Genomic DNA, 26,975 nt, shown 5'->3' on the forward strand with positions numbered 1-26,975 from the left:
AATATTGCATGGCGTTTTGTTAACGTGATAATCTTTAACCTCAACAAACATGTCTAAATATCTATTATACAGTTATTGAAATCTTTTTTATTGCATCTTTTACTGAAAGATACGAATTTTTGTGACCGGGTATACTACCCTGAATCATAATAAGCTTACGCTCTTTATCAACGGCAAATATTTTCAAATTTTGAATAGTAACTTTGTTACATCCCATATGACCGGCCATTTTTTTGCCTTTGAAAACCTTTCCTGGATCTTGTCTTTGTCCTGTAGAACCATGCGAACGATGGGATATCGAAACACCGTGAGAAGCTTCAAGACCTCTAAAATTATGTCTTTTCATACTACCGGCAAATCCTTTACCTATAGTAGTTGCCGTTATATCCACAAATTGTCCTGCCGTAAAATGGTCTACTTCTAGACTTGCTGCTATATCAATAAAATTCTCTTCAGAAATTCTAAATTCTTTTAATTTAGTTTTAGGAGATATTTTAGCATTAGCAAAAACTTGTCTCATAGGTTTGGTTACTCTAGATATTTTTTTATCTTTTACACCTATAACCAAAGCATTATATCCATGTTTTTCTAGAGTTTTATGTCCTACTACTTGACAATCATCAACTTTTACTAATGTTAAAGAAATTCTTTCGCCTTTATCATTAAAAACACTAGTCATCCCAATTTTTTGAGCAATTATACCGGTTCTCATTTATTCCCCACTCTCTAATTCAATCACTACATCAACACCTGCTGCTAAATCAACTTTACTTAAAGCATCGACAACCGCCGGATTCGGATCACCTATAACTAATAATCTTTTATGCTTTCTAATTTCAAATTGCTCTCTTGACTTTTTATGTACATGAGGAGACCTATTTACGGTAAATCTTCCAATTTTTTTAGGTAAAGGAATAGGGCCATTAATGTTAGCAAACGTTCTTTTAACAGCACTAACTATCTCTTTTGTAGCTTGATCAAGACTACGGTGATCAAATGATTTTAAACGAATTTTGATTTTATTTTTCATTCAGTAAACCTAATATTTAAACAGCAAGATATTTTTTTAGACATCTTTCCAAACTGTACTTCTAGAGGTAATTTGTACGTCGATCCGGCACTTGAATCCTCACGTCCGTTATATACGCTGCGGTTCTGCATTCCGTACCTCCTTCAAATTCTTCTCTATAAGCCGGTTCGGAAAAATGTCTATTACATCTTAAAATATAAATACCTATTATTAAAAAATAATAGGTATTTATAAAATCAATTAATTATTTATTTTAGTTACTACGCCGGCACCCACTGTTCTACCACCTTCACGTATAGAGAATTTCAACCCTTCCTGCATCGCAATCGGTTTAATTAATTCCACTGTAAAAGTAGCATTATCTCCAGGCATAACCATCTGCTTATCAGCAGACAATTTTATTGTACCGGTAACATCTGTTGTTCTAAAATAGAACTGCGGACGATAGTCATTAGTAAATGGGGTATGACGTCCACCTTCTTCTTTACTAAGCACATATACTTCAGCTTCAAACTTATCATGCGGTTTTATGCTACCAGGTTTTGCGAGAACTTGTCCTCTTTCAACTTCTTCTCTTTTTGTACCGCGTAGTAATATACCAACATTATCTCCGGCTTGTCCTTCATCAAGTAATTTCCTGAACATTTCTACACCGGTACAGGTAGTTTTTTGCGTATCTTTTAGACCAACTATTTCAATTTCCTCACCTACCTTAATTATTCCTGACTCTACTCTACCAGTTACAACAGTGCCTCTTCCTGAAATAGAGAATACATCTTCTATTGGCATTAAGAAAGGTTTATCCGTAGCTCTTACAGGCTGCGGTATATAGCTATCTACTGCATCCATTAGCTCATTAATAGCTTTTTCACCTTCAGGCTTTCCTTCTAAAGCTTGAAGTGCAGAACCTTTAATAATAGGTATTTCATCACCCGGGAAACCATATTTTGATAATAATTCTCTTACTTCCATCTCTACTAGTTCTAATAGATCAGGATCATCCACCATATCTATTTTATTTAAGAACACTACCATAGCAGGCACACCTACCTGTTTTGCTAGTAATATATGTTCTCTAGTTTGCGGCATAGGACCATCAGCAGCAGAAACTACTAATATTGCACCGTCCATCTGAGCGGCACCGGTTATCATGTTCTTTACATAGTCAGCGTGTCCCGGACAATCTACGTGTGCATAGTGTCTATTTTGAGTCTCATATTCTACGTGTGCAGTAGAAATAGTTATACCTCTTTCTTTTTCTTCAGGAGCAGCATCAATTTGATCATACGCTGTAGCTTGTGCTCCACCTGTCTTAGCAAGTACTATAGTTATTGCTGCCGTTAAGGAAGTTTTACCGTGATCTACGTGACCGATCGTACCTATATTAACGTGCGGTTTAGTTCGTTCAAATTTTGCTTTTGCCATATTATTACTCTCTACAATTTTTTAGGTTTAATACAAGTTATTTTTTTATAAGTGCATTTTTTTGCTAAATTTATTTGTTACCACTATCTCTGGAGCGGGTGATGGGAATCGAACCCACACAGCCAGCTTGGAAGGCTGGAACTCTACCATTGAGCTACACCCGCATTGTGGCACTATTAATAAAATAATTTCAAAGTTATTTTGTTAACAGTGCTATATCAATTTTATTCAGATTTATAAATATACACAATTATGTTTTATTTTTAAATAAAATGATATGCTTCCCTGAACCATTTAAGTGGTGGAGGGAGAAGGATTTGAACCTTCGAACGCTTACGCGGGCAGATTTACAGTCTGCTGCCATTGACCACTCGGCCACCCCTCCTAAAGAACTTTACTGTATTAAATAGACTAATTCACTGTAAAATACAATATATAATTAGTATTAGGACTTATAAAACTTCTTGCCGAATCATCAAATAAACAAATAGCAGCTTGCACATTTATTTAGTTGTAACTTTCTATAATAAATAGTAGTTTCTGTCAAGAACAAATTACTGACGGTTTTCAATAAGATGCAAAATAAAAAACTTGATTCTAAACATTGTTATTATATGTATGGGAAACATCCTGTATTTTCTGCTCTAAATAATCCAAAACGTCAAATTGACAATATTTTATGCACTAGGGAAATTTTTGAGACAAATAAAAAATTAATAGGTACTAGAGCTTATGAAATTGTTAATAACGATATTTTATCTAAATTACTGGAAAACCAAACACATCAAGGAATAGCTGCAAAAATTAGACCAATTTTTTCTTACAATTTAGAGGACATAGATATAACAAATCCAAAATGTAAAATTGCGATTCTTGATCAAATAACAGACACACAAAATATTGGCGCAATTATTCGTAGTGCCGCTGCTTTTGATATAAATGCTATAATATTACCTCAAGATAATTCTCCAAATGAAAGCGGCAGCATTGCTAAAGCGGCTTGCGGTACTTTAGAATTAATACCTATAATTAAAGTTACTAACTTACGCTCATGTATGAATTATCTTAAAAAACACGGCTTTTGGATTATAGGCCTAACAGGTTCTGCAAATGACTACTTTACCAATAAATTAATTTCCGACAAAATAGTATTGGTATTTGGCTCAGAAGATAAAGGAATACGCAGATTAGTTGTAGAAACATGTGATTATTTAGCCAAAATCCCTATTTCTCAGAGAGTAGAAAGTCTTAATGTATCAAATGCCGCTTCTATAATTTTTCATTCATTACATAAATAATATTTTTAATAAATCAAATATTGTTTTTTATTTACTTCGATATAAATATTTAGTCTACTAACATTAAAGTCATAAACTTTTATTATATCAATTAATTTGAGAGAAAAGTAATGAAAAGGAAACCAAATGAACAAATTATCGAGAGTTTTGAAAAACAATTAGACATATTTATAAATGCACTTACAGAAAAAGAGATAACAACAGCTATATTAAACAATTTTTTTGATAAAGTGATCAATAACCTCAAGAATGAAAGATTAATTAATGATATTATATTTGATATATATCAAGGTAAAGCAGTAATTACTAAACCTATATATTCCGATTATATAACATATTCCGAACCTAAATATAACGAACATTGGCAAAAATTTTATAGTTTTAATCGTAATCTTATGATAGAAAGCACATTAATATTTATTGCTAAGAATCTAAAAAAAGCTTCTTTAACAGACAAATTATATTATAGCTTTGCTAAATTAGCCCAGCAATTAGACTTGAATGCAGTAAGTGATCATTTTATGAAAAAAATAGATAATTATATAACATTTAACAATTTATGAAAAATTACAGAACCGAAAGTGATTCTTTTGGAGAAATTCAAATAGAAGAAAAATTTTATTGGGGGGCTCAAACTCAAAGATCTTTAGAAAATTTTAAAATAGGCAAGCAAAAAATGCCTGAAATTTTAATTCGTGCTCTTGCTATTTTAAAAAAATGTGCAGCACAGGTTAATCATGAGTTTGGTGATTTAGAAGCTAAAATCGCTATAAGTATAGATAAAGCAACGGATAGAATCTTAGAAGGCGAATTTGAGGATAATTTTCCTTTAGTAGTTTGGCAAACAGGTTCAGGAACGCAAACAAACATGAATATGAACGAGGTTATTGCCTCTATTGCCAACGAAGAATTAACAGGCAAGAAAGGCGGCAAATCTCCGGTACATCCTAACGATCATGTTAATAAAGGACAATCATCCAACGACTCTTTTCCAACCGCTATGCATATAGCAACCGTACTTGCAACTAAACAGCAACTGATACCAGCTTTGAATAATATACTGACCTCTTTGCAGGATAAGTCAAAAGATTGGGACAAAATCATAAAAATAGGACGTACCCACTTGCAGGATGCAACTCCTTTAACTCTTAAACAGGAATTCTCCGGATATATTACACAAATAGAGTATGCTTTAGAACGCATAGAAAATGCACTACAAAAAGTTTATCTACTTGCCCAAGGAGGCACAGCAGTCGGTACAGGTATTAACTCAAAAATAGGCTTTGATATAAAATTTGCCGAGAAAGTGGCAGAGTTTACTAAACAACCCTTTAAGACGGCTCCTAATAAATTTGAAAGTCTAGCTGCTCACGACGCACTAGTAGAATTTTCAGGAACTCTTAATACTATAGCAGTTAGCTTAATGAAAATAGCAAATGATATAAGACTGCTCGGCTCCGGTCCAAGATGCGGTCTTGGTGAGCTACATTTACCTGAAAATGAACCTGGTTCTTCTATTATGCCCGGTAAAGTAAACCCTACACAAGTCGAAGCTTTAACAATGGTGTGCAGTCAGGTGATGGGGAATCATGTTACGGTTACTATTGCCGGCTCAAACGGACATCTTGAACTTAACGTATTTAAACCCGTAATAATATACAATATCCTACAATCTATAGAGCTGTTATCCGATAGCGTAAATAGCTTTGTTACTCACTGTGTTAAAGGATTAGAACCCAATATAGCACGCATTAATGATTTACGTGATAAATCTCTAATGCTTGTTACAGCTCTTAATCCACATATAGGCTATGATAATGCTGCAAAAATTGCTAAAGAAGCACATAAGCACGGAATCACTTTAAAAGAAGCAGCTAAAAAACTCAATCTTCTATCGGAAGCAAAATTTGATAAAATAGTAGTACCTGAAAAAATGGTTAGTCAATCTTAGGTTTTATACAAAGATATTAATCTAAACTATTAATATTACTGTATAAAATCTTATAAATAGGATAATATTAAATTAGTCTATTATTATATTACCTATGTGAAACAAAATTTATCTAATCAAATTAACCTACTCGAAGCAAAAACTCATTTTTCTGATCTAATACAGCGTGTACAAGACGGAGAGCAAAGTACCATTTGTAAGCATAATATACCGGTTGCAAAAATTATAACTCAAAAACCTAAAATGGATAATATAGTAGAGCAAATAAGAGAATTCCGCAAAGGCAAAACATTAGAGCTCCTTATACTAATTAAAGAGCTTAGAGATGAAGGTAGAAAATGGTGAATTCTAAACCGTTTATAGCCGATTGCTCCATAACTGTCTCATGGTTCTTTTATGATGAACGTGATAAATATTCAGATTTTACATTAGATTATTGTTATAAGTTTAGAGTGATAGTACCGCCTCTTTGGAGACTTGAAGTAACTAATGTAATATTAATAGCAGAAAAACGTGCTAGAATAAAATCAGTAGAGGTTATTAAAATTATAGATTTTTTAAACTCTCGCCCCCTTAATATATCAAATTTAAATTTTTCCATACATGAAATTAAACTGCAAGAGCCAACAATCTTACTACATATGATACAACTTATTTATTAACTGCCATGCATGAAGTACTTCCTATGGCCACTAACGATAAAGCATTAATCAAAGCATGTCATAAATAACGGCATTCCACTATTTTATAGTGAATTAGCTTGAATTAGGGATGATTTATAAGAAATATTTTATTTTTTTAAGAACATATCTCATACCGTAAATGGATTAGTATTAACGGTATTCGCTATGCCCTTAAAAAAATAAAATATTTCTTATAAATCATCCCTAATTCAAGCTAATTCACTATAAAATACAATAATCCATATTTTTCATAAAAAGTTTATGGAAATTTCTAAATCTTTTATTATACTTAAACATTAATTATATAAAATAAAAGAGTATCATGGTTTTAAATATCAAAGCTCCTGAAAATATAGTATTAAAACCGACCATTACAGTTTTTGGCGTTGGGGGTGCAGGTAGTAATGCAGTAAATAATATGATTAGTGCTAATCTGCAAGGTGCTAATTTTGTAGTAGCTAATACTGATGCACAATCGCTTGAACATTCTTTATGCACTAACAAAATACAACTCGGTGTTTCTACGACTAGAGGTCTTGGGGCAGGAGCTTCTCCTGAGGTTGGAGCACTTGCTGCTCAAGAATCAGAAAGCGAAATTCGTAATTACCTAGAAAATAGCAATATGGTATTTATTACGGCAGGTATGGGCGGTGGTACAGGTACCGGTTCTGCACCGGTTATTGCACGCATTGCTAAAGAACTAGGCATCCTTACGGTTGGGGTAGTAACTAAACCTTTCCATTTTGAAGGCGGTCATCGTATGAAAACTGCCGATAAAGGACTTATTGAATTACAGCAATTCGTTGATACTTTAATTGTAATACCGAACCAAAATCTATTCCGTATTGCTAATGAACAAACGACGTTTGCCGATGCTTTCAAAATGGCAGATGACGTATTACATGCAGGCGTTAGAGGAGTAACGGATTTAATGATTATGCCGGGACTTATTAATCTTGATTTTGCCGATATTAAAGCAGTAATGAGTGAAATGGGTAAAGCAATGATGGGTACAGGTGAAGCTAGTGGCGAAGATAGAGCTATTAAAGCGGCAGAATCTGCAATTTCAAATCCACTGCTAGATCATAGCTCAATGTGCGGTGCAAGAGGTGTATTAATCAATATTACCGGCGGTTCCGACATGACCTTATTTGAAGTTGACAACGCTGCTAATAGAATTAGAGAAGAAGTAGACAACCTTGATGCTAATATTATTTTCGGTTCAACATTTAATCCGGAATTAAAAGGAATGATCAGAGTATCAGTTGTTGCTACCGGTATTGATGCCGATAAAGTACCGACATATAAACCCGCAATAGCTGAAACTACCAATATAGTTCCTGAGGAAACTTATAATAAAGCTATAGCACAACCTACACAAATAGAAGAAATGCCTGATTTTAACAGCTACAGTACCGAAAATATTGAAATTACCGACTCTCCAATAAATCAAAATTTTATCGGAAATGAAAAAGAGCTAGGGTTACATGCCAATACTTTCAACAAATCTGAAGATGACTCACCCAAACCATCATTTTTAGGAAAAATATGGGGTTCTCTGCGTGCTTCAAATAATCAAACTTTAGAACGCAAAAACGTTGTTGTTAGTACTCTAGATCAAGATAATAAAGAGTCTGATATTCATGACATACCGGCTTTTTTAAGAAAGAAACGGGATTAGATTAGAAAATGAATATAATTTCAGAACAGCATAAAAAAAGAATTATTAGAAATAACTAAAAATTTTCCTGCAGATACTGCATCACTAATAAATTATGTAGATAACACATTTAAATGTCACATTCATGATTTATCTTTATCGGATCAAAAAGATTTAAAGTTTTTTATAGCAAAAAGCTTTGCAAATCAAATTGATGTTTGTAAAATTAAAGAACATGTTCAAAATTTTTTACAAGAGTTACACGAGCTATGGGAAGATTTATTTGAAGAGATATTGGAAGATAAGCCTGTATATAGTTTAGACATTGACGGAGCAACATACTATGCCGCATTAGATTTTACCGAATTAAATCAAAATAATATGCTGAATACAAGATTTAGCGCAACCTCCCTTGATTTTCATTTAATAGAAACGCTACCTAACTTTTCTAGTGACAAACAAAAATATAAGGCTGAACTAACCTTTACAGAATTAAAACAAAATAATTTTGCAAAAATATATTTGGAAAAACAACAATATAACTCTCAAAGTATTCTTATTTCAAATATACAAAATAATCACAATAATTACATATTATTTCCTAAGATTATAAACCTTGAAGAACAAGTTACCATAGATATATTAAATAATTTATTATTATTAGGTACTTATAATAAATGTAATTTTTTTGAATCCAATAACGGATCCGAAATATATTTTAGATTACCTAATAATGAAAGGCTTGCCATGAAAGTTTTTAGTTTAAATAATCAGCCTATATTAAAAGAAAATAAATTTGAAAATTCTATATTATTTTTAAGTACAAAAATAAACGAAAATGGTGATGTTGACTATAGTGAAGGCTTTAGTAATAGCCAATGGTACAATAAATGCTTCTTATATAACTCCTCTAGGCGAGATAATGGATTCTAATTAAAAAAATAATCATATGCCAAATAAAATTATACTATTTTATCATGTGTTTTAAATACTGATTTATTAGCCGATACCGATAAGCGGTTAAAAGATATTGCACCCTATCCTACACCACTTGAAAATCAAAAGTGTTATGTAATTCATTTACCTACAGAGTCCAATGAAGAAAAGCTAAAAGTAGAATTGCAAGCAACAAAAAATGCAATGCAAGATTGTAATCGTGTTTGGTTTGGTGGTAAGCTGGAAACAAAAACTTTAGAAGGATGGGGATATAATTATTATATAATCGATCAAGTTAGCGATCACCCTGCTAGTACAATGATGGCATGCCCAAACGTAAAAGCAACCATACAAACGGTTAGTGTATTTTTAGGCGATGAAACATTTTGAAGATCTAATAGCAAACTACCTATCGTAGTATATGCTCCAAAAGATGTTGAACTACATTACGTTATTTGGCATCAAAATGATACAATCAATTCTGCAAAGGAAGAACCAGAAAAAATAATCAAAAATTCTGTAAATCAGAAATTTTTACTAGATTGCTTCGTCGAAACTTGCAGTTTCTTCTTGCAATGACGAAGACTAACAAAGTTAGCATACTAAATTACTCAAAACCTTCCTCTACAGCTTCAACTTCTTGCACTTCCGGTACAAAATGTTTAAGCATGGACTCAATGCCGTTTTTTAAGGTGATGGTGGAACTAGGACATCCAAGGCATGCACCACGAAGTGCTAATTTAACTACACCGTTTTCAAAGCCTTTATATATTATGTCGCCGCCGTCTTGTGCAACAGATGGACGCACCCTAGTTTCAATAATCTCTACGATTTGCTTCTCTATTTCCGAAAGCCCATCAAGGTTATGATTTACATTATCTGCTTTGGTGTTTTCTTCAAATACAGGAAAGCCTGAAACAAAATGATCCATAATAACCATTAAAATTTCAGGCTTTATAACTTGCCAATTACCTTCAGCTTGTTTAGTTACTGTTATAAAATCACTACCGAAAAACACCGATTTTACATTATTAATATAAAATAATGATTCTGCAAGTTTGCTTCTTCCTTTTACTTCAGCAAGCTCACTAAAAAATACCGGCTGATCACTACTTATTTCCTGCCCTGGGAAAAATGTTATTGCATCCGGATTTGGGGTATCTTCAGTTTGAATAAACATAATTAAAGCACACTAATAAATTTGTTGATTATTATAAATTGATAGTACTACTTTTACAATATATTTGTATTTAGGCATTTTTACATGGCACTCAAAAGTATGTCATTCCTGCAGCAGCAGGAATCCAATACTACCTATCCACGTCATTGCGAGAAGGCATTTATGCCGACGAAACAATCTCATACAATTTAAGAGAGATTGCCACGTCGCTACGCTCCTCGCAAGGTATTGTTGCAGGGACCGGTAAAGCACTCGGTGTCAAGCCACGGGATGACAGAGGTGAAATTGATCCACACAACAACGCCTCCTCGCAATGACAATTATAAATATTTTGTTAGATTCCCGCTTTAGCTAGAAATAACATAAGGCGGCAAATATCTAATTAATATATAAGCCGGTATAAAACAAAATCCTGCTACAATAAAGAAATAAGTCCAGCCTAAATAAGTAGCTGCATAGCCTGAAATACTACCAAACAATATGGTACTAATATAAGCAATAGAAGTAATTAAAGCAATTTGGGTTATACAATATTTAGCACTACAGCATCTTAATTGGTAAGAAAAAAACGGCGACATAGTTAAGCCCTTGGTAAATTCTTGAAAGAAGACCGCTATATACAAACTTGTAATATCTCGATTATAAAAATAGAGAAATAAAAAAGATAGGCTAGATAAAGCATGATATATTAATACTCTTTTAAGCAAATAAGAATATTCATATTTTCGGCACAAAAACCCACCTATAAAACCTCCAAGGATTGTAGCACACATACCGAAAGCTTTATATCCAAGAGCTAAATCTTTCTTCGTATACCCAATATCGAGATAAAACATATTCGGCATAACTGACAAAAAATTATCTTGAAGACGATATAGAAGCATAAAACTAACAATTATTAGCCATTTAGGTTTCTTGACAAAATCATAAAAAGCATGCCAAAATCTATCAAAATCATTAATAATTATCTTATCTTTAAATTTAAGCGGATAGATTATAATTAATAGTAATGACGGTATACATAAAATTGCCATAGCACGATAAACATCTTGCCAGGATATGATAGTAGATAAATATAACGCTCCTGAACCTGCTATAAGTATACCTATTCTAAAGCCTGTAGTACAAGCTGCCTCACTTATGCCCCAATTTTTATTTGTAATCAGTAACATCTGTGATGATTGAAGTAACATATCATAAATGGACGAAAAAAATGCCACAGCTACTAAGCATAAAGCAAATGGTATAAAATGAGTGTTAGGGTTAAAATTTGTTAGAACATATACACAAAAAATACAACTAACCAAAGCAATAATTAAACAATATTTATATCCCCGCTTACTTAAAGGAGCAAAACTTACTTTTTCAAGCAAAGGACCCCATAAAAATTTAAATATATGAATAAAATTCACTAAACTAAAAAGCCCGATAGTGATTTTATCAAAACCGGATTCTCGAAGCCAAAAAGAAAGAGTTGAACCGATAAGTAAATAAATTAAACCTCCAGGAAAAGAAATTATTAATATAAAGAAAATATTAGATATATATTGAAATCGTGAAAAATTTAAACTTATGAATTTATCCTCCTTTAAAATATACGGTTGTCATTCCTGCAAAGGCATCATCGCCCGCATGGATATCTAATCGTCATTGCGAGCAGCCATAAGGCTACGTGACAATCTCATGAAATAATAATAAACTCTTGAGATTGCCTCGTCAATTACTTACGTAATTTCCTCGCAATGATATAAATGACGTAAATCTAAACTACGATACTTTCTTTCTTTTATTACCGTAGCTGTTACCATCAAAGGTTCTTTTACGGCTACTATCAAAAGCATTAAACTTTTTACCGTCACCGCCGGCTCTTTTACCGAATGATCTTTTACGATTATTTTTATCACTTCTAAACTCACTACGTGGCGTAGATTCTCCTTTATTTACTAAACGATCGATTGCACGCCATCTAATAACATCATCAGGAGAAATAAAAGACAACGCATGTCCGGTAGCCCCTGCTCTACCCGTTCTACCTATCCTATGTAAATAATCTTCAGGACACATAGGTAAATCATAATTAATAACATGCTGTGTATGAGGAATATCAAGCCCACGAGCCGCTACATCAGTTGCTACCATTATTCTATGGTTTGACTTACGAAATGATAAAATTACTCTTTCACGTTGACGCTGACTTAAATCACCGTGTATAGCTTCTGCTGTATGATTTTCATATTTCAACATTTTAGCTAATTGATCGGCAGAGCGTTTAGTCTTCACAAAAATAATGACCGATCCTTCCCTATTACCAAGTTGTTTAGTTAATGCACTAAATTTTTCTTTATCAGAAACATGCATCGATTCCTGTTTTATTTCTGCAGCTGCTTTATTAGTAGCACCTACCGTAATACGTACCGGATTGTTTAGATATTTTTGAGAAACAGCAATAATATGTTTTGGCATAGTAGCGGAAAACATTAAAACTTGTCTTTTTTCCGGTAAAAATTTATTGATTTCTTCTAATTGTTCTTTCATCCCCATATCAAGCATTCTATCCATTTCGTCAAGTACGGTTATGCCTATACGATCAATTTTTAGACTTCCCCTATTTAAGTGATCGATAATACGCCCCGGCGTACCGATAATCACTTTTGGATTCTTTTTTAATTGTATAAATTGTTTAGGCATCGGTTCACCGCCTATCAAAACTGCACTATTAATTTTATACGATGTAGTTACTTTATTTAAAGTACTGTGTATTTGCGTTGCTAATTCTCTAGTCGGAACAAGAATTAAAGCAGTAGTTTTATTTTTAATAAATGAATCAATTAACGGCAATAAATAAGCAAGAGTTTTGCCTGAACCTGTTTGGCTAGAAGCGAGTATGTCCGATCCCGCCATTGCAACCGGAATCGATTGCTTTTGTATTTCAGTCGGCTCAGTTATATTCATTGTCTCGAGAGCAATAATTAATTCTTCAGATAAATTAAAATTTTTCATTATATAATCCAATATAGTTTTAAATCAAAATATGCACATTATTGATTAGACCTCTTAACTCATTTCTTAAAGATATATGAGACATCGACACTGCTCTCTCATCCTTACATACTTAACTATGTACGCTGCGTAGAGTAGAAGTTCTTATTCCCTTTATAAGATAAGTTATGCAAGAGGTCTATTGTATAAAAAATAAGTTATAGTAAATTAAAATAACGACTTATATAATTATCCTGAATCAAAAAATATGCTTAAGCTAGATTACAAAACACCCACTAAATATATAAAACGATAATGAATAATGAAACTATTTTAGAATCTTATTCAAGCCAGAATAATATTATTAGATTTAGGGCATTTTCATGCCCTTTAGTAAAAATAATTTATTATACTTAAAATTATATAGGTTATTATAAGACAAAAACAAAATATTTACTATTTTGATAAAGATGACTAGGCTACCCTAAATTATAAACAATTTTGGATAGCTGCTTTTGGTATTATAAATTTATTTAATTCTGAGGTTAACAGCATAGGCTTTTCCTTGCTTTTCTTCAAGATCAAAAATTACATCTTGTCCTTCTTCAAGGCTATGTAAACCTGCTGCGTCTACGGCTGATTTGTGTACAAACACATCTTTGCCGCCATTGTCCTGTTCAATAAATCCAAAATTCTTTGTAGAATTATACCACTTAACTTTACCTACTATATTTGTAGCCATAAAAACCTTTATTAGATAGAAATTACTTATTTGAACTTAACACACGCTTATAATAACTAAAACTTAAATTTTACTTTAAGCCTTACTTAAATATAAGAGCCGATAAAAATTCATTATGCAAAACTACCTTACCTTGCGGCATTTGTCAATAAACATGTCAATAACATGCAAGAGAAAGTATTACTTCCTGAAGCTAATCTATCATATTATTACTATTTTGTCACTATTTAAGTTAATTATCTAATAAATTAATGAGTTGAAATGTGTTTAATAACTTTTTCATATCAGACTAATATATTAACGATAAAAGTACTTGCTTTTTCGTATTTTTTTTATTAATCTGTCCACTTAGCAAATGCAACCTTAATATCCACAGCTGCCCGCGTGATGGAATGGTAGACATAACGGACTTAAAATCCGTGGAGCGTAAGCTCTTGCCGGTTCAAGTCCGGCCGCGGGTACCATTCGCCATTTTTAGGCAAATTCACCAATGTATCAAACAGCGAACGTAGCATAAAATCAAGCTTTTCAGGTTTCAATATTAAGTTCCCCAATATTAAAATTTACTAAACGTCTTTTTTCGCTCACGCTGGAACTTTTAAATATCTTATAGGCACTTGAGGCTGTTGATATCAAGGAAACCTGTAGCGATAACCGAAATTAATACGTAGCTGTGACCCTAATGTATTACTTCACATCGCAACTAGATATTATGAGTGAAACTGATTTAGAGATTGCCACAAAACACTAACCACCAAGCCAATGCTATTTAATATGTTTACTTTAGATGAACATTTGTATAAGACAATTGTCGCAATCAAGTAAATTACAATAGGCGAATAGCATCACTGCTTCGCTTATTTTAGACTAAAGAAATCTAGCAAACAGAATAGATTGAAAAGGCAATAAGTAAAAGCTTTGCAGCGTTTTTTACTTAATAACACATACGCTTTAATAAATGTTATATTGTGCTTTAGAATTTGTAGGATCAAGTTCAATTGCTTTATTATAAGACTCAAGAACTAAATTGTATTTACCTAGTAAATAGAAAAAGCCGTATTTTTGAGTAAGATAGATTTATTAAATATATAATTATTAACTTATTCCCCCCTATAAATTACTTCTCTCACATGATAATTAAACTCTATAATTAATATATAAGCTAATTTTAAAGAGTTAAAATATAAAGAAGAAATTTTAACCTCTGAGTCTTATATTGATGAAGAGGAAGAAAAGAAATTAAAAGTTCAAAATGCATAGTTTTGACTAGTTTTTTAACTTTCTGTTATTTCTTTTTTAACTATATAGACGAAAAAGCAGCAGAATATAAACTACAGCAAGAAGCAGAAGCAAAAAAGTTAGATAAAGCTGAATGATGCAAGCTATAATATTTCAGCAATTCTCAAATAATCTTGAGGGGCAAGATTTTCAGCGCGATAATTATCATTGATTTTCAACTGAGTTAATACTTCATATATATTAGGTACAAGATTTTTCAGTGATGATTTGATCATTTTCCGTCGTCCTGCAAAAGCAAGCTTTGTTATTTGCTCAACTTTATTTATCAGAGCAATAGACGGCGGATTTTCTAAAGGTATTAGTTTAACTATCGCAGAATATACTTTAGGAGGTGGATAGAAAGCAGTTGGCGCTACGTCAAAGCACTTTTCCACTTTAGCTATTAACTGACATATTACCGATAACCTGCCATATGCTTTAGTTGAGGGTATAGCACAAATACGTTCTACTACTTCCTTTTGTAACATTAGCGTCATACTAGTAATTAGCCGTGCTTCTTTCAGCCATCTAATCACTAACTCAGTACCTATATGGTACGGTAAATTAGAGATTATAGTTACTTTATAGTCAATTGATTTAGACTCGCCTATATCGTTCGCCCTCCTATTAGTTATAGGCTTCACTTCTCGCTTCTTGTATGCAAATCCAACTGAATTGACTATATCATAGCTTAAATCGGTTAAATTTATTTTAAGAGCATCTTGTTTAATAATATTTAGATTAGGATAATATTCTTTAATCTCATTAAGGAGCGGGAGGCATCGCGCATCTGTTTCTATAACAGTTAAGGATTCAGGATTTTTCTGCAATATTGACCTAGTTAACCCTCCTGTGCCGGGCCCTATTTCTAATACTCGGCTATTTTCTGCCAGGTTACTTGCACGTACGATTTTATCACATAGACTACTGTCAAAAATAAAATTTTGTCCGTGCTTTTTAAGAGGATTAACTTGATGTAAAGCTGCGTGTTTTGCAATTGAAGGGAGCATAGGGTATGTCATTCCCGTGAAAGCGGGAATCCAGTAAAACATATAAAAACTTGTTTTTATATGTTTGTTTTTATCAAATATAATTCTGTATTAATAATCAAGGTTATTTGTCTGGATTCCCGCCTACGCGGGAATGACATAGAATAACACACACTAAGACGGCAGCATTATTTTTATAGCTGCTTTCTTACGCATATTTTCAAACATTTTTTGTGCTTTTTGCGAAATCTTTTTATTGGTTAGGAAATTTACTACATAATTATTTTCATCTTCATTAACATTTAATATTTTTTTGCTGCACACTAATGTTATTTCAAATTTGTTATTTACTTCAAAAACATTACTTGCTTTATCAGGAGTTAAGTCCTTTACAATAGTTTGTTTTACACCTTCTATCTTGCTAAGCTTATCGGTAATAATTTGCATAGTAGCAAAATTATCATAAAGCGATTTTTTAACATCCGCACATTTTTTTAGTCGATTTTTCAAATTATTCATCTGCGTAAACGCTTTATTGCCACCATCTTTAGATGTAAATACTTGCATTGAAATTTCTACGTCTTTTTGATCGCTAGATAAAATTGCAACATCTATTTCTTTATTACTTACTTGTACCGATCTTGATAGACTTGATAAAATATTCATTTTAATCAACTCGGATTTAATTTGGGAAATAAAACTATCAGGATTAACCGATCTGCTTTTTAGATACTGAAGAAGAGAACCGTGAGGCATTTTATTACGATCTTCAATAGACTTAATAGCATTCTCTATCTCTTCTTGCGGAATTTCTCTATCTCCTGCATATTGAAAAAGCAAAGATTCGTCAATTAAGCTCTTAAGTGCTAAGTCACTTAGCTGCTTATCTTGAGCAGGCGTTAGACTTTCAACATTATTTAGTGCCATAATCATTTTTTTTCTAGCACGGAACTCATTAAGAGTAATAGGTTCATCATTTACGGATGCTACTATATTCGGTAATGATGCTTGTGCTACATTAAAAGTAAAAAAAACGGTAATGATTAATAATAATTTTCTCATGTGATACTCTGAATAAGTGACCAGTAAGTAGACGAAGTTTTATTTGGAAAAGAGCAAGGAGTCTATAAGTCAAGGAGCGGAGCGTACATTTAGTACGTGAGCACCGCAGAACTTATAAGACGACATAGCCAATTTTTCGTATACTCACATGTTTAAAACTTTTAAACCGATAGAAATAGTCGGCGAAGAGGTAGTCTTTTTGATTCCTCTATTTCCATCGGCTATATAATCGGAATAAATCTTTGCAGTAATTCTAACACAATCTTTAGCATATGTCATCCTAATAGTTCGCGTAAGTAAATTTGGAGACCGTCTAGAGAGATCAATGCGTGCACCAAAGCCTATAGTCCAATTTTCCGCTAGCTGATAATTTATGTCTCCATAAAATTGTCGTACTCTATTATTTGAAACCTTTATACTTTCTACGGAATAATATTTGTTAAGATTGGTAAGCTGAATAAAACTACCTAGAAAGTTAATCTTATCACAGTTAAAATTTCCTCCCACTTCATCCCTAATAGGTCTGAAATATCTATCTTTCCGAAAGCTATAAAACACTTCTAAATTATTAGAAAGATTACCTAGTATCTGCCCTACATTTTCCTTATCATCAGCTGGCAAATTTATACTATATCTTGTATTACGGGAGTGTCCTAAAAATAATTTTAAATAATTTTCTTCTTTAGCAATACTAGTATTTAAGCCGTAAATTAATCTATTACCGAAATCATAGCAATCAATACCGCTATAACGGTTGGATAAAAAGATATTTTTTTCGGATAATTCATATTTAGCAGGATCAATTATAACAAATTTTTTATCTTTCTTAGATAGTTTACGTCCCATAGTAAAAGAAACTACTGGCTCAATAAGTAAATTTATCGTTTTTGTTATATTGCCTACTAACGGATAACGCCATAAAGTTTGCAATTCCGGTATATTCCTTTGAAATGCTTTACTTTCTCTCGGCTTATCTACATAAGCCCGCCTAACAAGATAAAAATCGCCTCTATCTTTAGCAGCAAAATCAAAAATTTGTCCTGAAGCAGTCAGCACATTATGCATAAAGGATAGTTGCAAAGAGGTTCTAGCAACTTGTTTTCCTATTCTTTCTTTGTACATTAACGTATTATTTTCAACAACGATATGGCTGTTGTCATTATCATTCAAATTTATCACGTTTTTTGTATTGATTTTTGGTAATACTAGAGGATCGGTATATTTACGATCATTACTACCTAAGCCTTGAAAACTTAATCCTTCCGCCGAAAAATAATCAGCCTCATGAATTTTATTTAAGAATATTTTAGAAGTTAAATATGAAGCGTAGTTATTATAATAATTTTTTAAATAAGCTTTATCCGATGTACGCTCCACCCTGAAACCGTAATCATAAACTTTATCGGTACTAATAAAATTACCGCTTGCTATATAATGATAAGAAGAAACTTTTTTATTTTTCACTACACTTCCATCTTTTTCTAGAAAATACGGTAATTTACCGTAACTAACTTGAAAATTCATATTATCGGTATCATTCAGGCGATAACGTGCTTCTAGCTCATAAGTTTGATATTTACTAAAAATTCTTGGAGTGAGAGTAAAATCGATATTAGGTTTTGCACGTAGATATAGGGGGATGCCAAACCCTTTATTTTTGACGTCAGGTACCAATAATCCAGAAGTTGCAGGGGCCGTATGAGTCGGATGGAAAAAATACGGTAAGTAACAAATCGGTACACCGTATACTTCAAAAAACACGTTTTTATAAACTACTCTATGCTCTGCGGAATGAATATAAGTATCCTTAGCAGCAATTTGCCAAATAGGATTTCTATTACAAGCAACATCACAAGGGGTAAACTCGGCATGGTGCAGCTTAAGATTATTTTCATCTATTCTTTCGGCAAGTTTAGCAATTAAAAGATTATTATCACCGGAAAGCAAAATGAATTCCGATATGATACCTTTCTTAAATTCATCTTTTAAAACCGCTTTGTCTCCCTCTATTATCCGATTTTGTTTATCCTTAATTCGGATATTACCTTCTGCCCTTAAAATATCGTTTTCTATATCATAAAGTAAATTATCTACTGTTAATAAATACTCATCCGTGATAATTCTTATATTACCTTTAGCATATATCAAATCCTGATTTTCATTATACTCTACGAAGTCAGCTATAATATTGCTTATTTTAATATTTTGACCATTCTTAGAAAGAGCGGCAAAACTTACCAAAGAAAATATTATGATAATAAGCAAACATATTATTCGCAGTAGCATTTATATTAATAAATATATTTTAATAGTAAAAAATAATAGCAAGCTATTAGCAATATATCAAATAATAAAAAATTTTGCTTGCTCTTTTGTAGTACAAGGTTATTCTATGGAGATGATAATCATCATTGCGAGGAGATGCATAGCATCGACGTGGCCATCTCATAAAGTAGGATAAACTCCTGAGATTGCTTCGTCAAAACTTATAGTTTCTCCTCGTAATGACGAATAATGTGTTACCCTCAGCGCAAAAAACCAAGTACTAATAAAATGCTAGACAATTTCATTGCGCATCAAGCAACCAAAGAGTTTTCAGTTAGTGAGATTTCTAATAAAATCAAAGAGCTATTAGAAAATAATTTTGGCTATATTAAGGTAAAAGGCGAAATTTCAGGCTTAAAAATAGCAAACTCAGGTCATGCTTATTTTAACTTAAAAGAAAATACCGCCATTTTAGCCTGTACTTGCTGGCGTCCTATTCTTGCTAAAATCACATTTCCTTTAAATGACGGCATGGAAGTAGTAATTAGCGGTAAACTCTCAAGTTATGCAGGTAATTCACGTTATCAATTATCGGTAGATAATTTGCAACCCACAGGACTTGGAGCTATGCTGCAAATTCTAAATGAGCGTAAAGCAAAACTCGAGAAAGAAGGCTTATTTAATAAAATACGTATTCCTATACCCTTTTTACCTGATAAAATAGGCGTTATCACTTCAATAACTGGTGCTGTTATTAAAGATATTATTCATCGTATTCGCGAACGTTTTCCGACTCGGATAATAATATGGCCGGTTAGCGTACAAGGCGAAAATTCTGGCAATGAAATTGCTGAAGCAATTGAAGGATTTAACAATTTAGAAGAGGTAAATAAACCACGTGTTATAATCGTTGCTAGAGGTGGCGGTTCTATAGAAGATCTTTGGTCATTTAACGATGAGATATTAGTACGTGCTGCTTATAACTCAAAAATTCCTATTATTTCCGCAGTAGGTCATGAAGTGGATTATACTTTAATAGATTTAGCAGCCGATAAAAGAGCTCCAACACCGACTGCTGCCGCAGAATTTGCTGTACCGGTACGCTCTATTTTAAATAATACGCTACAATCTTATGAAAAAATATTATTGAATAATACTAGCCGGTTAATTAAATATCACGAACAAAATATAGTAAATTACAATAAAATACACAGATATCTCTCTCACTATATAAATAATAGGCAGCAGTTACTGGACGAAACCGGTTTTAATTTACTAGATGCTTTACCGTGCTTTATTGAACTACAAGAAACAAAGATAAAATCTTTTTCTAAAGAAAGAGTTAACCCTGCGAAAATAATCAATTACAAAACATTAGAATTAACACATCAAACAGCTTATCTATCAAAATCGGCAAATAATACTTTGAAAAACTTTGAGTATAAATTAGAATTAAATAGTACGTTACTTGCAAGCCTTGATTATCACAACGTATTAAAACGAGGTTTTGCTATAGTTAAAGGAGAAACGGGTAATTTTTTATCTTCTAAAATGACTGCTGCGAATGAAAAAATTTTTAATATTAAATTTTCTGACGGTGAAATTAAAGTAGTTCGTGCTTAAAGGCTTTGGTTTTTATACTTCTCATTTCTAAAAATTTGTATGCTTTAAGCATAGGCACGAACGAACAACAAGCAATTTTAGAATGCGAAGGGACAGCTGATAAAAAAACTTTGATAAATGCATGGTATGTAAATGAGCCTTATCAATACTTAATTGCTGCTTCAAACGGTCATACTACCGTTTCCGGTATGGATATAGAATTAATGAACGCTATTGCTGCAAAAATAGGTATCAATATTGAGTACAATCAAGATAGCTGGTATCAAGTTAGATATTCAAAGCGGCAATGCCGACATGACAGCAGGAGCTACTTATACTACTGAGAGGAGTTGCAATGGTTATTATTCACAAAATTGAGCCTCTAAGTTTTTGGAGACCGTTTTTTGCTTTCATTACAGCTAATTGCGATACAATATTACGAGATTTTATTATGAAAGAAAATTCAATTAAGAGGACACCAAGAGGAGTTAGTATTGCAATCACTGTATTTATGGGGTATAGCTTTTAGCATATTATTAGATATGTACAGTGGTAATCCAAATTATCATACAATAAAATATTCAATGAGTATAGTAAATTGCCAGAGCATTTATTACTAGTCTCTTAGTTTATCATTTTGGTTTTCTTGAGTGGTGATTCCGTAATACAAAATTAGAAGATATAGCAAAACAAACATGAAGATAGCTACTTGGAATATTAATTCCATAAAAACAAGACTTAATTTATTGCGTAATTTTTTATCTAAAGAAAATCCGGATATTTTATTATTGCAAGAAATAAAATGCGAAACCGCAAAATTTCCTTTTGATGCATTATCCGATCTACCTTATAATTCTTATGTTCACGGACAAAAATCATATAACGGCGTTGCTATAATTTCAAAATTTCCTGCCGATGAAATAATTAAGGATTTTCCGAATAATTACTGCAGTGATCAAGCAAGATTCTTAGAAATAAAATTATCATTACCTATAGGGTTTTGTAATATAATCTCGCTCTATGCTCCTAACGGTGCATTTGTCGGTAGCGATAAATTTGTAGCAAAACTAGCATTTTATGATAATTTTATCAATTATCTATCAACTAAAAAATCTTTTGACGAAAAAACTATCATAGGCGGTGATTTCAATATTGCACCGTTCGATATAGATGTATATTCACCTAAGCTACTGGCTGAAACTACTTGTTTTACTGAGGTTGAACAAAAAAAATTACGCACTATTCTAAATTCCGGATTTGAGGATTTATACAGATTAATGCATCCGAGTAAACAAGAATTTTCATGGTGGGATTATAGAGCCGGATGTTTTGAACAAAATAAAGGTATGAGGATTGATATGATTCTTGGTTGTAATAATACTATTGACTATTTAGAAAATTGCTATATGGATTATAATTTAAGGACTCAAGAAAAACCTTCAGATCATATACCGGTAATTGCGAGTTTTAAGGGATAGTCAATGTGGAATGTTGCTATCTTAGGATGCCGTATGTCATTCCCGTGTAGGCGGGAGTCCAAAAAAATAGCTTTAATATTGATATAGGAGTTACATAATTTGATAAAATAACCATATAAAAATAAGTTTTATATGATTTTAATGGATTCCCGCCTACGCAGGCATGACATAGACCACTTTTTAAAAATAAATATATGTCTCCAAAATTCATGACATTTTACGAAAAATATATGACGATTGTCGGTACAATCGGCAATTTTATGTTCTATGTACAGGCTCATAAGATTTTCACCTGCCAATCTTCAGCTTCTGTTTCTATGCCCGCCTTTACTATAAGTGCTATTGCTCTTTGTAGTTGGCTTATATACGGCATATTAATAAAAAATACACCTATTATAATAGCAAATATAGTAGGTTTTATCGGGGCATTATTAGTTCTCTTAACCATAATAATATATTAAATAATGACTAAGCAAATCATTACTTTAGTTGGCCGTCCGAATGTAGGCAAATCAACACTTTTCAATAGATTAAGCATACGTAAAAAAGCTATCGTTCACGATTTGCCAGGCGTCACTAGAGATAGAAAATATACAGACGGCAAAATCGGCTCTTTTGAATTTTTGTTAATTGATACCCCAGGACTTGACGAGAATCCTAATAGTATGGGAGAGAGGTTAATTGAGCAGACTACTAAAGCAATTTTAGAGGCAGATTTAATTTGCTTTATGGTTGACGGTAGAAGCGGAATATTACCTGATGATAAGCTACTTAGTAGTTTTGTTAGAAAATATAATAAGCCTGCTATATTGGTAGTTAATAAATGCGAGAAAGCTTTTGATTTTGATAAAGAGTACTACAAATTAGGGTTTGATAGTATGATAGCTATCTCTGCCGAGCATGGCACAGGCTTAATTGATTTATATGACGAAATTATTGCCAAGTTACCTGAAGAAGAATCAATCAAGACAAATATAGCCGATCCAATTAAAGGAGATTGTTTGCAAATAGTAGTCAGTGGCAGACCTAACGCCGGAAAATCTACTTTTATAAACGCTCTTATTAATGATGAAAGATTATTAACCGGTCCTGAAGCCGGCATTACTCGTGAATCAATTGAAATTGATTGGCAATATAAAAATAATCATATTAAATTGATTGATACGGCAGGACTCCGCAAGAAATCTACTATTACAGAGTCTTTAGAAAAATTATCGGCATCGGATACTATTAACAGTATTAAATTTGCTAATACCGTAATCTTAATGATTGATGCTTTAGCTCCTTTAAAACAACAAGATTTAAATATTGCAAGCCATGTGGTACATGAAGGAAGAAGTATAGTTATAGTAGTGAATAAATGGGATTTAGTTAAAGAATCCGAAAAAGAAGCATTTCAGGAAGAATTTTATTATCAGATAAATACTCATCTGCCTCAAGTTAAAGGTATCCCCGTTCTATTCATTTCAGCAATAAATAAACAAAATATTGAACAAGTGCTAGATGCTTGTCTTAAAATTTATAAAATTTGGAATAAGAAAATAACTACTAGCAAATTAAATGAATGGCTTAATTTTACTACGGAAGCACATCTGCTGCCTTTACAAAAAGGAGGCAGAAGAGTACGTGTAAAATATATGACTCAAACAAAAACCCGCCCCCCTACTTTCAAACTATTCTCCAATAATCCGGAAAAAATTACCGATAGCTATACTAGGTATTTAGTAAACAATATGCGTGAGGCTTTTGACATGCCGGGCGTTCCTATTAGATTCATTTACGTAAAAACTAAAAACCCGTATGTGTAGTTTAAAATTAATTAATAACAGTTTAGTTATTAGCACCGAAAAATCTGCATTAGATATATTACTAGATAATATTACTGATTCTAATTGTCATCATGAATTTATTAAGTAATGATAAGACTAAAGGTAATGAAATATGGTAACTTATATACTTTAACCAAGCTGTAAATTAGATAAGTTCGCTATTCCAACTACACTTATTTTTTCTGTTTTTTTATATGTATTATTCCCGGCGGTAACAATATATAAATGTTCTAACTGCAAATCGGCAAGAACGGTATGCATTGATTTAGTAATACTAGGAGCATCAGCATTTTTTACTTCAAAGCCGTATTTCTTACCATTCTTAATAATCAATAAATCTAATTCTGCTCCTGTTTGCGTTCGCCAAAAAAAATACTCTGCATCCGTTTTAAATTTACGTATTAACTCCTCTATTACAAACCCTTCAAATGAAAGACCGCGTTTTGGATGAACATACCAATCATGTTCGTGAATCCCTAATAATGCATGTAGTATTCCGCTATCTCGTATATAGACTTTTGGTGCTTTCACTTGACGTTTTGAGATATTTTCATACCAAGGTTTTAATAGCCGAATCATAAAAGTTTGCTCTAATATTTCAGTATAACGTTTTATAGTCATATCCGTTAAACCGAGCGACCTTCCAAGCTCGCTATAATTTAATAATTGCCCATGATTATGAGCAAGCATCATCCATAACTGCCTCATTACATGTGCATTAAGAGATATTCCTAAACTAGGCAAATCACACTCTATAAAACTAGTGATGTAGCTATTACGCCATCTAAGACTTTGGACATAATTTTTTGCTAAATATGATTTAGGAAAACCACCTCTTAACCATAACTCCCTAAAATCATTTATCTCTATTAAATTGAACGGAGTAAGCTCCATATATTCAATACGGCCGGCTAATGATTCTGAAGATTGTCGCAATAATTCTCCAGAAGCACTACCTAATATTAAAAATTTTTTGTTTGAATAGTCAGCAAGAACTCTTAAATAAGGAAAAATTTCAGGTTGTCTTTGAATTTCATCAATTACTATTAAACCGTTTAAAGGCTCAAGAGTTGTTTTAAGATTCTTAAATTGATCTAAGTGAGCTGGATCCTCAAGGTCAAAAAAGTAGCTCTTTTCATCTTCTTTAAGCTGTTTAATATAAGCGTGAGCTAAAGTAGTTTTACCACATTGCCTTGGACCGAGCATGGCACAAATAGGGAATATCTCAAGGGCACCTGTGATATGTGTTAAATAATAATTTCTGTCTATCATCCTTGTAATTTCATAATGACACTTTGAATTTACAATATAATTTTAATCAAATAATAGCAAGATGTTTCTAGGTCCTGTGCACTTTTGATTAATGATTATAATTATTAGATCTTTTTAAGCGAAAATTAATAAGATTTTTGAAGGAATAGTTATGCATATTTCAAAAAAATTTGATAATTGCCAACTAGAGCCATAATATTCTATTAAAAGTGCATAGGACTTAGGCGCCTCTACCGGATTTTCCTATCTCTCTTTGTCTTTCTTCTAATACCTTACTTGTATGCGGTCCTACTGCTTATTTATCTTTACTAAATTTACTTTTTCCTAAATTAACTATAGTTTCTGCTACTATACTCCTAGCACTTTTGGATCTGATAATAATTTTAACGCCAGCAATAATAATTTTACCGTATTCATGTTTGCTAAATTTATCGGCAATTTGAATTAATTCAGGTGCATGTTTACTTACCGGCTATCTTTACTAATTTTTCACCGTCTAATTTTAATTTTTGACCCTTAGGTGTTTTATTTCACAACTCATCTACAACCGGTCCTAAACTACTTACATGTTTTGTTAATAGTTCAGGAAGATCTTTTGCAATTATTTTTCTTATTTCCGGATTATGGTTTTTAATTTGTATCAAAGGACTAATCAATTCCTTTACCTCTTTTACCTTTTCTTCTTTTGATTTCTCTTTTCCTTTGGAAATGGCTTAATTAACTGAAATTTTTGTATCATATCAGCAACTTTATCGCTATCGGGAAGAGCGAGGCTTGCAAGTTTAGTAATTGACGGCAGAGCCTCTTTTAAAAAAGACGTAGATGCATCTAATGCCTTATGTATAAACACTCCGGATCTTTCCCTTGTGATTCTATTCTTTCCGTTACTTTAGGATGTTTTAAAACATCTAATATATACTGTTTATTACTATCTAAATATCACGGTAATTTTTTTCTAAAACAGGAGATAAATTATCAATAATTTTTTTGGCATTTTCAACTAACTCTACTATTTGAGGTTTTTTGCCTTTTAATAACTCTTTTTTAGTTTCAATATCTAACCCTTCCATATTTAGGTTCATTTTAGTCCAACGCTGATTTGCTTTAAGCTGACTATAAGCTTTTATAGCTGAAGGAGTACTTTCAATTAATTTTTCGCTAGAATTTACAAGTAGTGCTACTGTATTTGCAATTAATTCAGGTTTAGCGATTTTTTGTGCTTTAAATGTCATGTATATTTTTAATATAGCACCTTGAGATGACGTGTTTTTTTGTTTAATATTCTTATATATTTCTTGTACTTTTGGGTTTAAATC

General features: G+C 32.3%; 27 protein-coding genes, 3 tRNA genes and 2 pseudogenes. 15 read left to right on the forward strand and 17 right to left on the reverse strand.

The window, feature by feature from the left end; all coding sequences use genetic code 11:
• Positions 1–64: 64 nt before the first annotated feature.
• From rplC to RC_RS05050, 6 genes and pseudogenes are all read right to left on the reverse strand, one after another.
• On the reverse strand, positions 65–712 hold the full coding sequence (gene rplC, locus RC_RS05030; protein WP_010977587.1) for a 50S ribosomal protein L3: 648 nt from the start codon (positions 710–712) through the stop codon (positions 65–67).
• Entirely contained in the window at positions 713–1,030 is a 318-nt protein-coding gene (gene rpsJ / locus RC_RS05035; RefSeq protein WP_010977588.1) for a 30S ribosomal protein S10, read from the reverse strand.
• Positions 1,031–1,047: 17 nt separating this feature from the next.
• Positions 1,048–1,226, reverse strand: a pseudogene (locus RC_RS11080) (palindromic element RPE1 domain-containing protein); the annotation flags it as partial.
• A gap of 44 nt (positions 1,227–1,270) precedes the next feature.
• Complete coding sequence (gene tuf / locus RC_RS05040) at positions 1,271–2,455, reverse strand: elongation factor Tu (protein WP_010977589.1); 1,185 nt, start codon at positions 2,453–2,455, stop codon at positions 1,271–1,273.
• Positions 2,456–2,545: 90 nt separating this feature from the next.
• Positions 2,546–2,619, reverse strand: a tRNA-Gly gene (locus tag RC_RS05045).
• A gap of 135 nt (positions 2,620–2,754) precedes the next feature.
• Positions 2,755–2,840 (reverse strand) — tRNA-Tyr (locus RC_RS05050).
• A 190-nt stretch (positions 2,841–3,030) separates the two neighbouring features.
• On the opposite strand from RC_RS05050, the gene rlmB reads away from it, so the two are divergent.
• The 8 genes and pseudogenes from rlmB to RC_RS09200 all read left to right on the forward strand — a co-directional run bounded on the left by rlmB (position 3,031) and on the right by RC_RS09200 (position 9,562).
• Complete coding sequence (rlmB, locus tag RC_RS05055; RefSeq protein ID WP_010977590.1) at positions 3,031–3,753, forward strand: 23S rRNA (guanosine(2251)-2'-O)-methyltransferase RlmB; 723 nt, start codon at positions 3,031–3,033, stop codon at positions 3,751–3,753.
• Between the two features lie 110 nt (positions 3,754–3,863).
• The gene (locus tag RC_RS05060) at positions 3,864–4,316 is read left to right on the forward strand and encodes a hypothetical protein (protein WP_010977592.1); all 453 of its coding nucleotides are present in this window, start codon (positions 3,864–3,866) and stop codon (positions 4,314–4,316) included.
• Positions 4,313–5,704 (forward strand): class II fumarate hydratase, encoded by a 1,392-nt coding sequence (gene fumC / locus RC_RS05065; RefSeq protein WP_010977593.1) that lies wholly within the window; start codon positions 4,313–4,315, stop codon positions 5,702–5,704. Before RC_RS05060 ends, fumC begins: the two co-directional genes overlap by 4 nt.
• Before the next feature lie 96 nt (positions 5,705–5,800).
• The gene (locus RC_RS05070) at positions 5,801–6,049 is read left to right on the forward strand and encodes a type II toxin-antitoxin system Phd/YefM family antitoxin (RefSeq protein WP_010977594.1); all 249 of its coding nucleotides are present in this window, start codon (positions 5,801–5,803) and stop codon (positions 6,047–6,049) included.
• Entirely contained in the window at positions 6,043–6,366 is a 324-nt protein-coding gene (locus tag RC_RS05075) for a type II toxin-antitoxin system VapC family toxin (RefSeq protein ID WP_010977595.1), read from the forward strand. Before RC_RS05070 ends, RC_RS05075 begins: the two co-directional genes overlap by 7 nt.
• A gap of 343 nt (positions 6,367–6,709) precedes the next feature.
• Complete coding sequence (ftsZ, locus tag RC_RS05080; RefSeq protein WP_010977596.1) at positions 6,710–8,068, forward strand: cell division protein FtsZ; 1,359 nt, start codon at positions 6,710–6,712, stop codon at positions 8,066–8,068.
• A 273-nt stretch (positions 8,069–8,341) separates the two neighbouring features.
• Positions 8,342–8,980 (forward strand): hypothetical protein, encoded by a 639-nt coding sequence (locus RC_RS10430; RefSeq protein ID WP_010977597.1) that lies wholly within the window; start codon positions 8,342–8,344, stop codon positions 8,978–8,980.
• Between the two features lie 141 nt (positions 8,981–9,121).
• Positions 9,122–9,562, forward strand: a pseudogene (locus RC_RS09200) (ecotin family protein).
• A 28-nt stretch (positions 9,563–9,590) separates the two neighbouring features.
• Here RC_RS09200 and RC_RS05095 read toward each other — a convergent pair.
• From RC_RS05095 to RC_RS05110, 4 genes are all read right to left on the reverse strand, one after another.
• On the reverse strand, positions 9,591–10,163 hold the full coding sequence (locus RC_RS05095) for a NifU family protein (RefSeq protein ID WP_010977598.1): 573 nt from the start codon (positions 10,161–10,163) through the stop codon (positions 9,591–9,593).
• A gap of 347 nt (positions 10,164–10,510) precedes the next feature.
• Positions 10,511–11,737 carry an MFS transporter gene (locus tag RC_RS05100; RefSeq protein WP_081420726.1) on the reverse strand — a complete coding sequence of 409 codons (1,227 nt, stop codon included), beginning with the start codon at positions 11,735–11,737 and terminating at the stop codon, positions 10,511–10,513.
• Between the two features lie 193 nt (positions 11,738–11,930).
• Positions 11,931–13,163, reverse strand: coding sequence for a DEAD/DEAH box helicase (locus tag RC_RS05105; RefSeq protein WP_041471737.1), 1,233 nt, complete (start codon positions 13,161–13,163; stop codon positions 11,931–11,933).
• Between the two features lie 508 nt (positions 13,164–13,671).
• Complete coding sequence (locus RC_RS05110) at positions 13,672–13,884, reverse strand: cold-shock protein (RefSeq protein ID WP_004997759.1); 213 nt, start codon at positions 13,882–13,884, stop codon at positions 13,672–13,674.
• Between the two features lie 378 nt (positions 13,885–14,262).
• On the opposite strand from RC_RS05110, the gene RC_RS05115 reads away from it, so the two are divergent.
• Positions 14,263–14,348, forward strand: a tRNA-Leu gene (locus RC_RS05115).
• A 487-nt stretch (positions 14,349–14,835) separates the two neighbouring features.
• Here the strand turns inward: RC_RS05115 and RC_RS11265 are convergent.
• From RC_RS11265 to RC_RS05130, 4 genes are all read right to left on the reverse strand, one after another.
• On the reverse strand, positions 14,836–14,961 hold the full coding sequence (locus RC_RS11265; RefSeq protein ID WP_081420744.1) for a tetratricopeptide repeat protein: 126 nt from the start codon (positions 14,959–14,961) through the stop codon (positions 14,836–14,838).
• A gap of 305 nt (positions 14,962–15,266) precedes the next feature.
• Positions 15,267–16,172: a 16S rRNA (adenine(1518)-N(6)/adenine(1519)-N(6))-dimethyltransferase RsmA gene (gene rsmA, locus RC_RS05120; protein WP_041471738.1), complete on the reverse strand. Its 906-nt coding sequence runs from the start codon at positions 16,170–16,172 to the stop codon at positions 15,267–15,269.
• A gap of 153 nt (positions 16,173–16,325) precedes the next feature.
• On the reverse strand, positions 16,326–17,213 hold the full coding sequence (locus RC_RS05125) for a SurA N-terminal domain-containing protein (RefSeq protein WP_004997756.1): 888 nt from the start codon (positions 17,211–17,213) through the stop codon (positions 16,326–16,328).
• A gap of 144 nt (positions 17,214–17,357) precedes the next feature.
• Positions 17,358–19,499 carry an LPS-assembly protein LptD gene (locus tag RC_RS05130; protein ID WP_010977602.1) on the reverse strand — a complete coding sequence of 714 codons (2,142 nt, stop codon included), beginning with the start codon at positions 19,497–19,499 and terminating at the stop codon, positions 17,358–17,360.
• Here RC_RS05130 and RC_RS11085 point away from each other — a divergent pair.
• The 6 genes from RC_RS11085 (at position 19,465) to der (ending at position 24,366) form a co-directional block, all read left to right on the forward strand.
• On the forward strand, positions 19,465–19,674 hold the full coding sequence (locus RC_RS11085; protein ID WP_010977603.1) for a hypothetical protein: 210 nt from the start codon (positions 19,465–19,467) through the stop codon (positions 19,672–19,674). The genes RC_RS05130 and RC_RS11085 overlap by 35 nt on opposite strands.
• Positions 19,675–19,766: 92 nt before the next feature.
• Positions 19,767–21,101, forward strand: coding sequence for an exodeoxyribonuclease VII large subunit (xseA, locus tag RC_RS05140; RefSeq protein WP_041471739.1), 1,335 nt, complete (start codon positions 19,767–19,769; stop codon positions 21,099–21,101).
• A gap of 5 nt (positions 21,102–21,106) precedes the next feature.
• Positions 21,107–21,424, forward strand: a complete 318-nt coding sequence (locus RC_RS05145) for a hypothetical protein (protein WP_010977605.1) — start codon at positions 21,107–21,109, stop codon at positions 21,422–21,424.
• 351 nt (positions 21,425–21,775) lie between these two features.
• On the forward strand, positions 21,776–22,558 hold the full coding sequence (gene xth, locus RC_RS05150; RefSeq protein ID WP_010977606.1) for an exodeoxyribonuclease III: 783 nt from the start codon (positions 21,776–21,778) through the stop codon (positions 22,556–22,558).
• A 194-nt stretch (positions 22,559–22,752) separates the two neighbouring features.
• Positions 22,753–23,019 carry a SemiSWEET family sugar transporter gene (locus RC_RS07910; protein WP_010977607.1) on the forward strand — a complete coding sequence of 89 codons (267 nt, stop codon included), beginning with the start codon at positions 22,753–22,755 and terminating at the stop codon, positions 23,017–23,019.
• 3 nt (positions 23,020–23,022) lie between these two features.
• Positions 23,023–24,366 (forward strand): ribosome biogenesis GTPase Der, encoded by a 1,344-nt coding sequence (gene der / locus RC_RS05160; RefSeq protein ID WP_010977608.1) that lies wholly within the window; start codon positions 23,023–23,025, stop codon positions 24,364–24,366.
• Between the two features lie 150 nt (positions 24,367–24,516).
• On the opposite strand, the gene RC_RS05165 is transcribed toward der, so the two are convergent.
• From RC_RS05165 to RC_RS05175, 3 genes are all read right to left on the reverse strand, one after another.
• Positions 24,517–25,659, reverse strand: coding sequence for an ATP-binding protein (locus tag RC_RS05165; protein WP_010977609.1), 1,143 nt, complete (start codon positions 25,657–25,659; stop codon positions 24,517–24,519).
• Between the two features lie 670 nt (positions 25,660–26,329).
• On the reverse strand, positions 26,330–26,509 hold the full coding sequence (locus RC_RS05170; RefSeq protein WP_016830910.1) for a hypothetical protein: 180 nt from the start codon (positions 26,507–26,509) through the stop codon (positions 26,330–26,332).
• Between the two features lie 82 nt (positions 26,510–26,591).
• Entirely contained in the window at positions 26,592–26,891 is a 300-nt protein-coding gene (locus tag RC_RS05175) for a hypothetical protein (RefSeq protein ID WP_010977610.1), read from the reverse strand.
• Positions 26,892–26,975 lie beyond the last annotated feature (84 nt).

It is taken from the genome of Rickettsia conorii str. Malish 7, assembly GCF_000007025.1.
GTDB lineage: Bacteria > Pseudomonadota > Alphaproteobacteria > Rickettsiales > Rickettsiaceae > Rickettsia > Rickettsia rickettsii.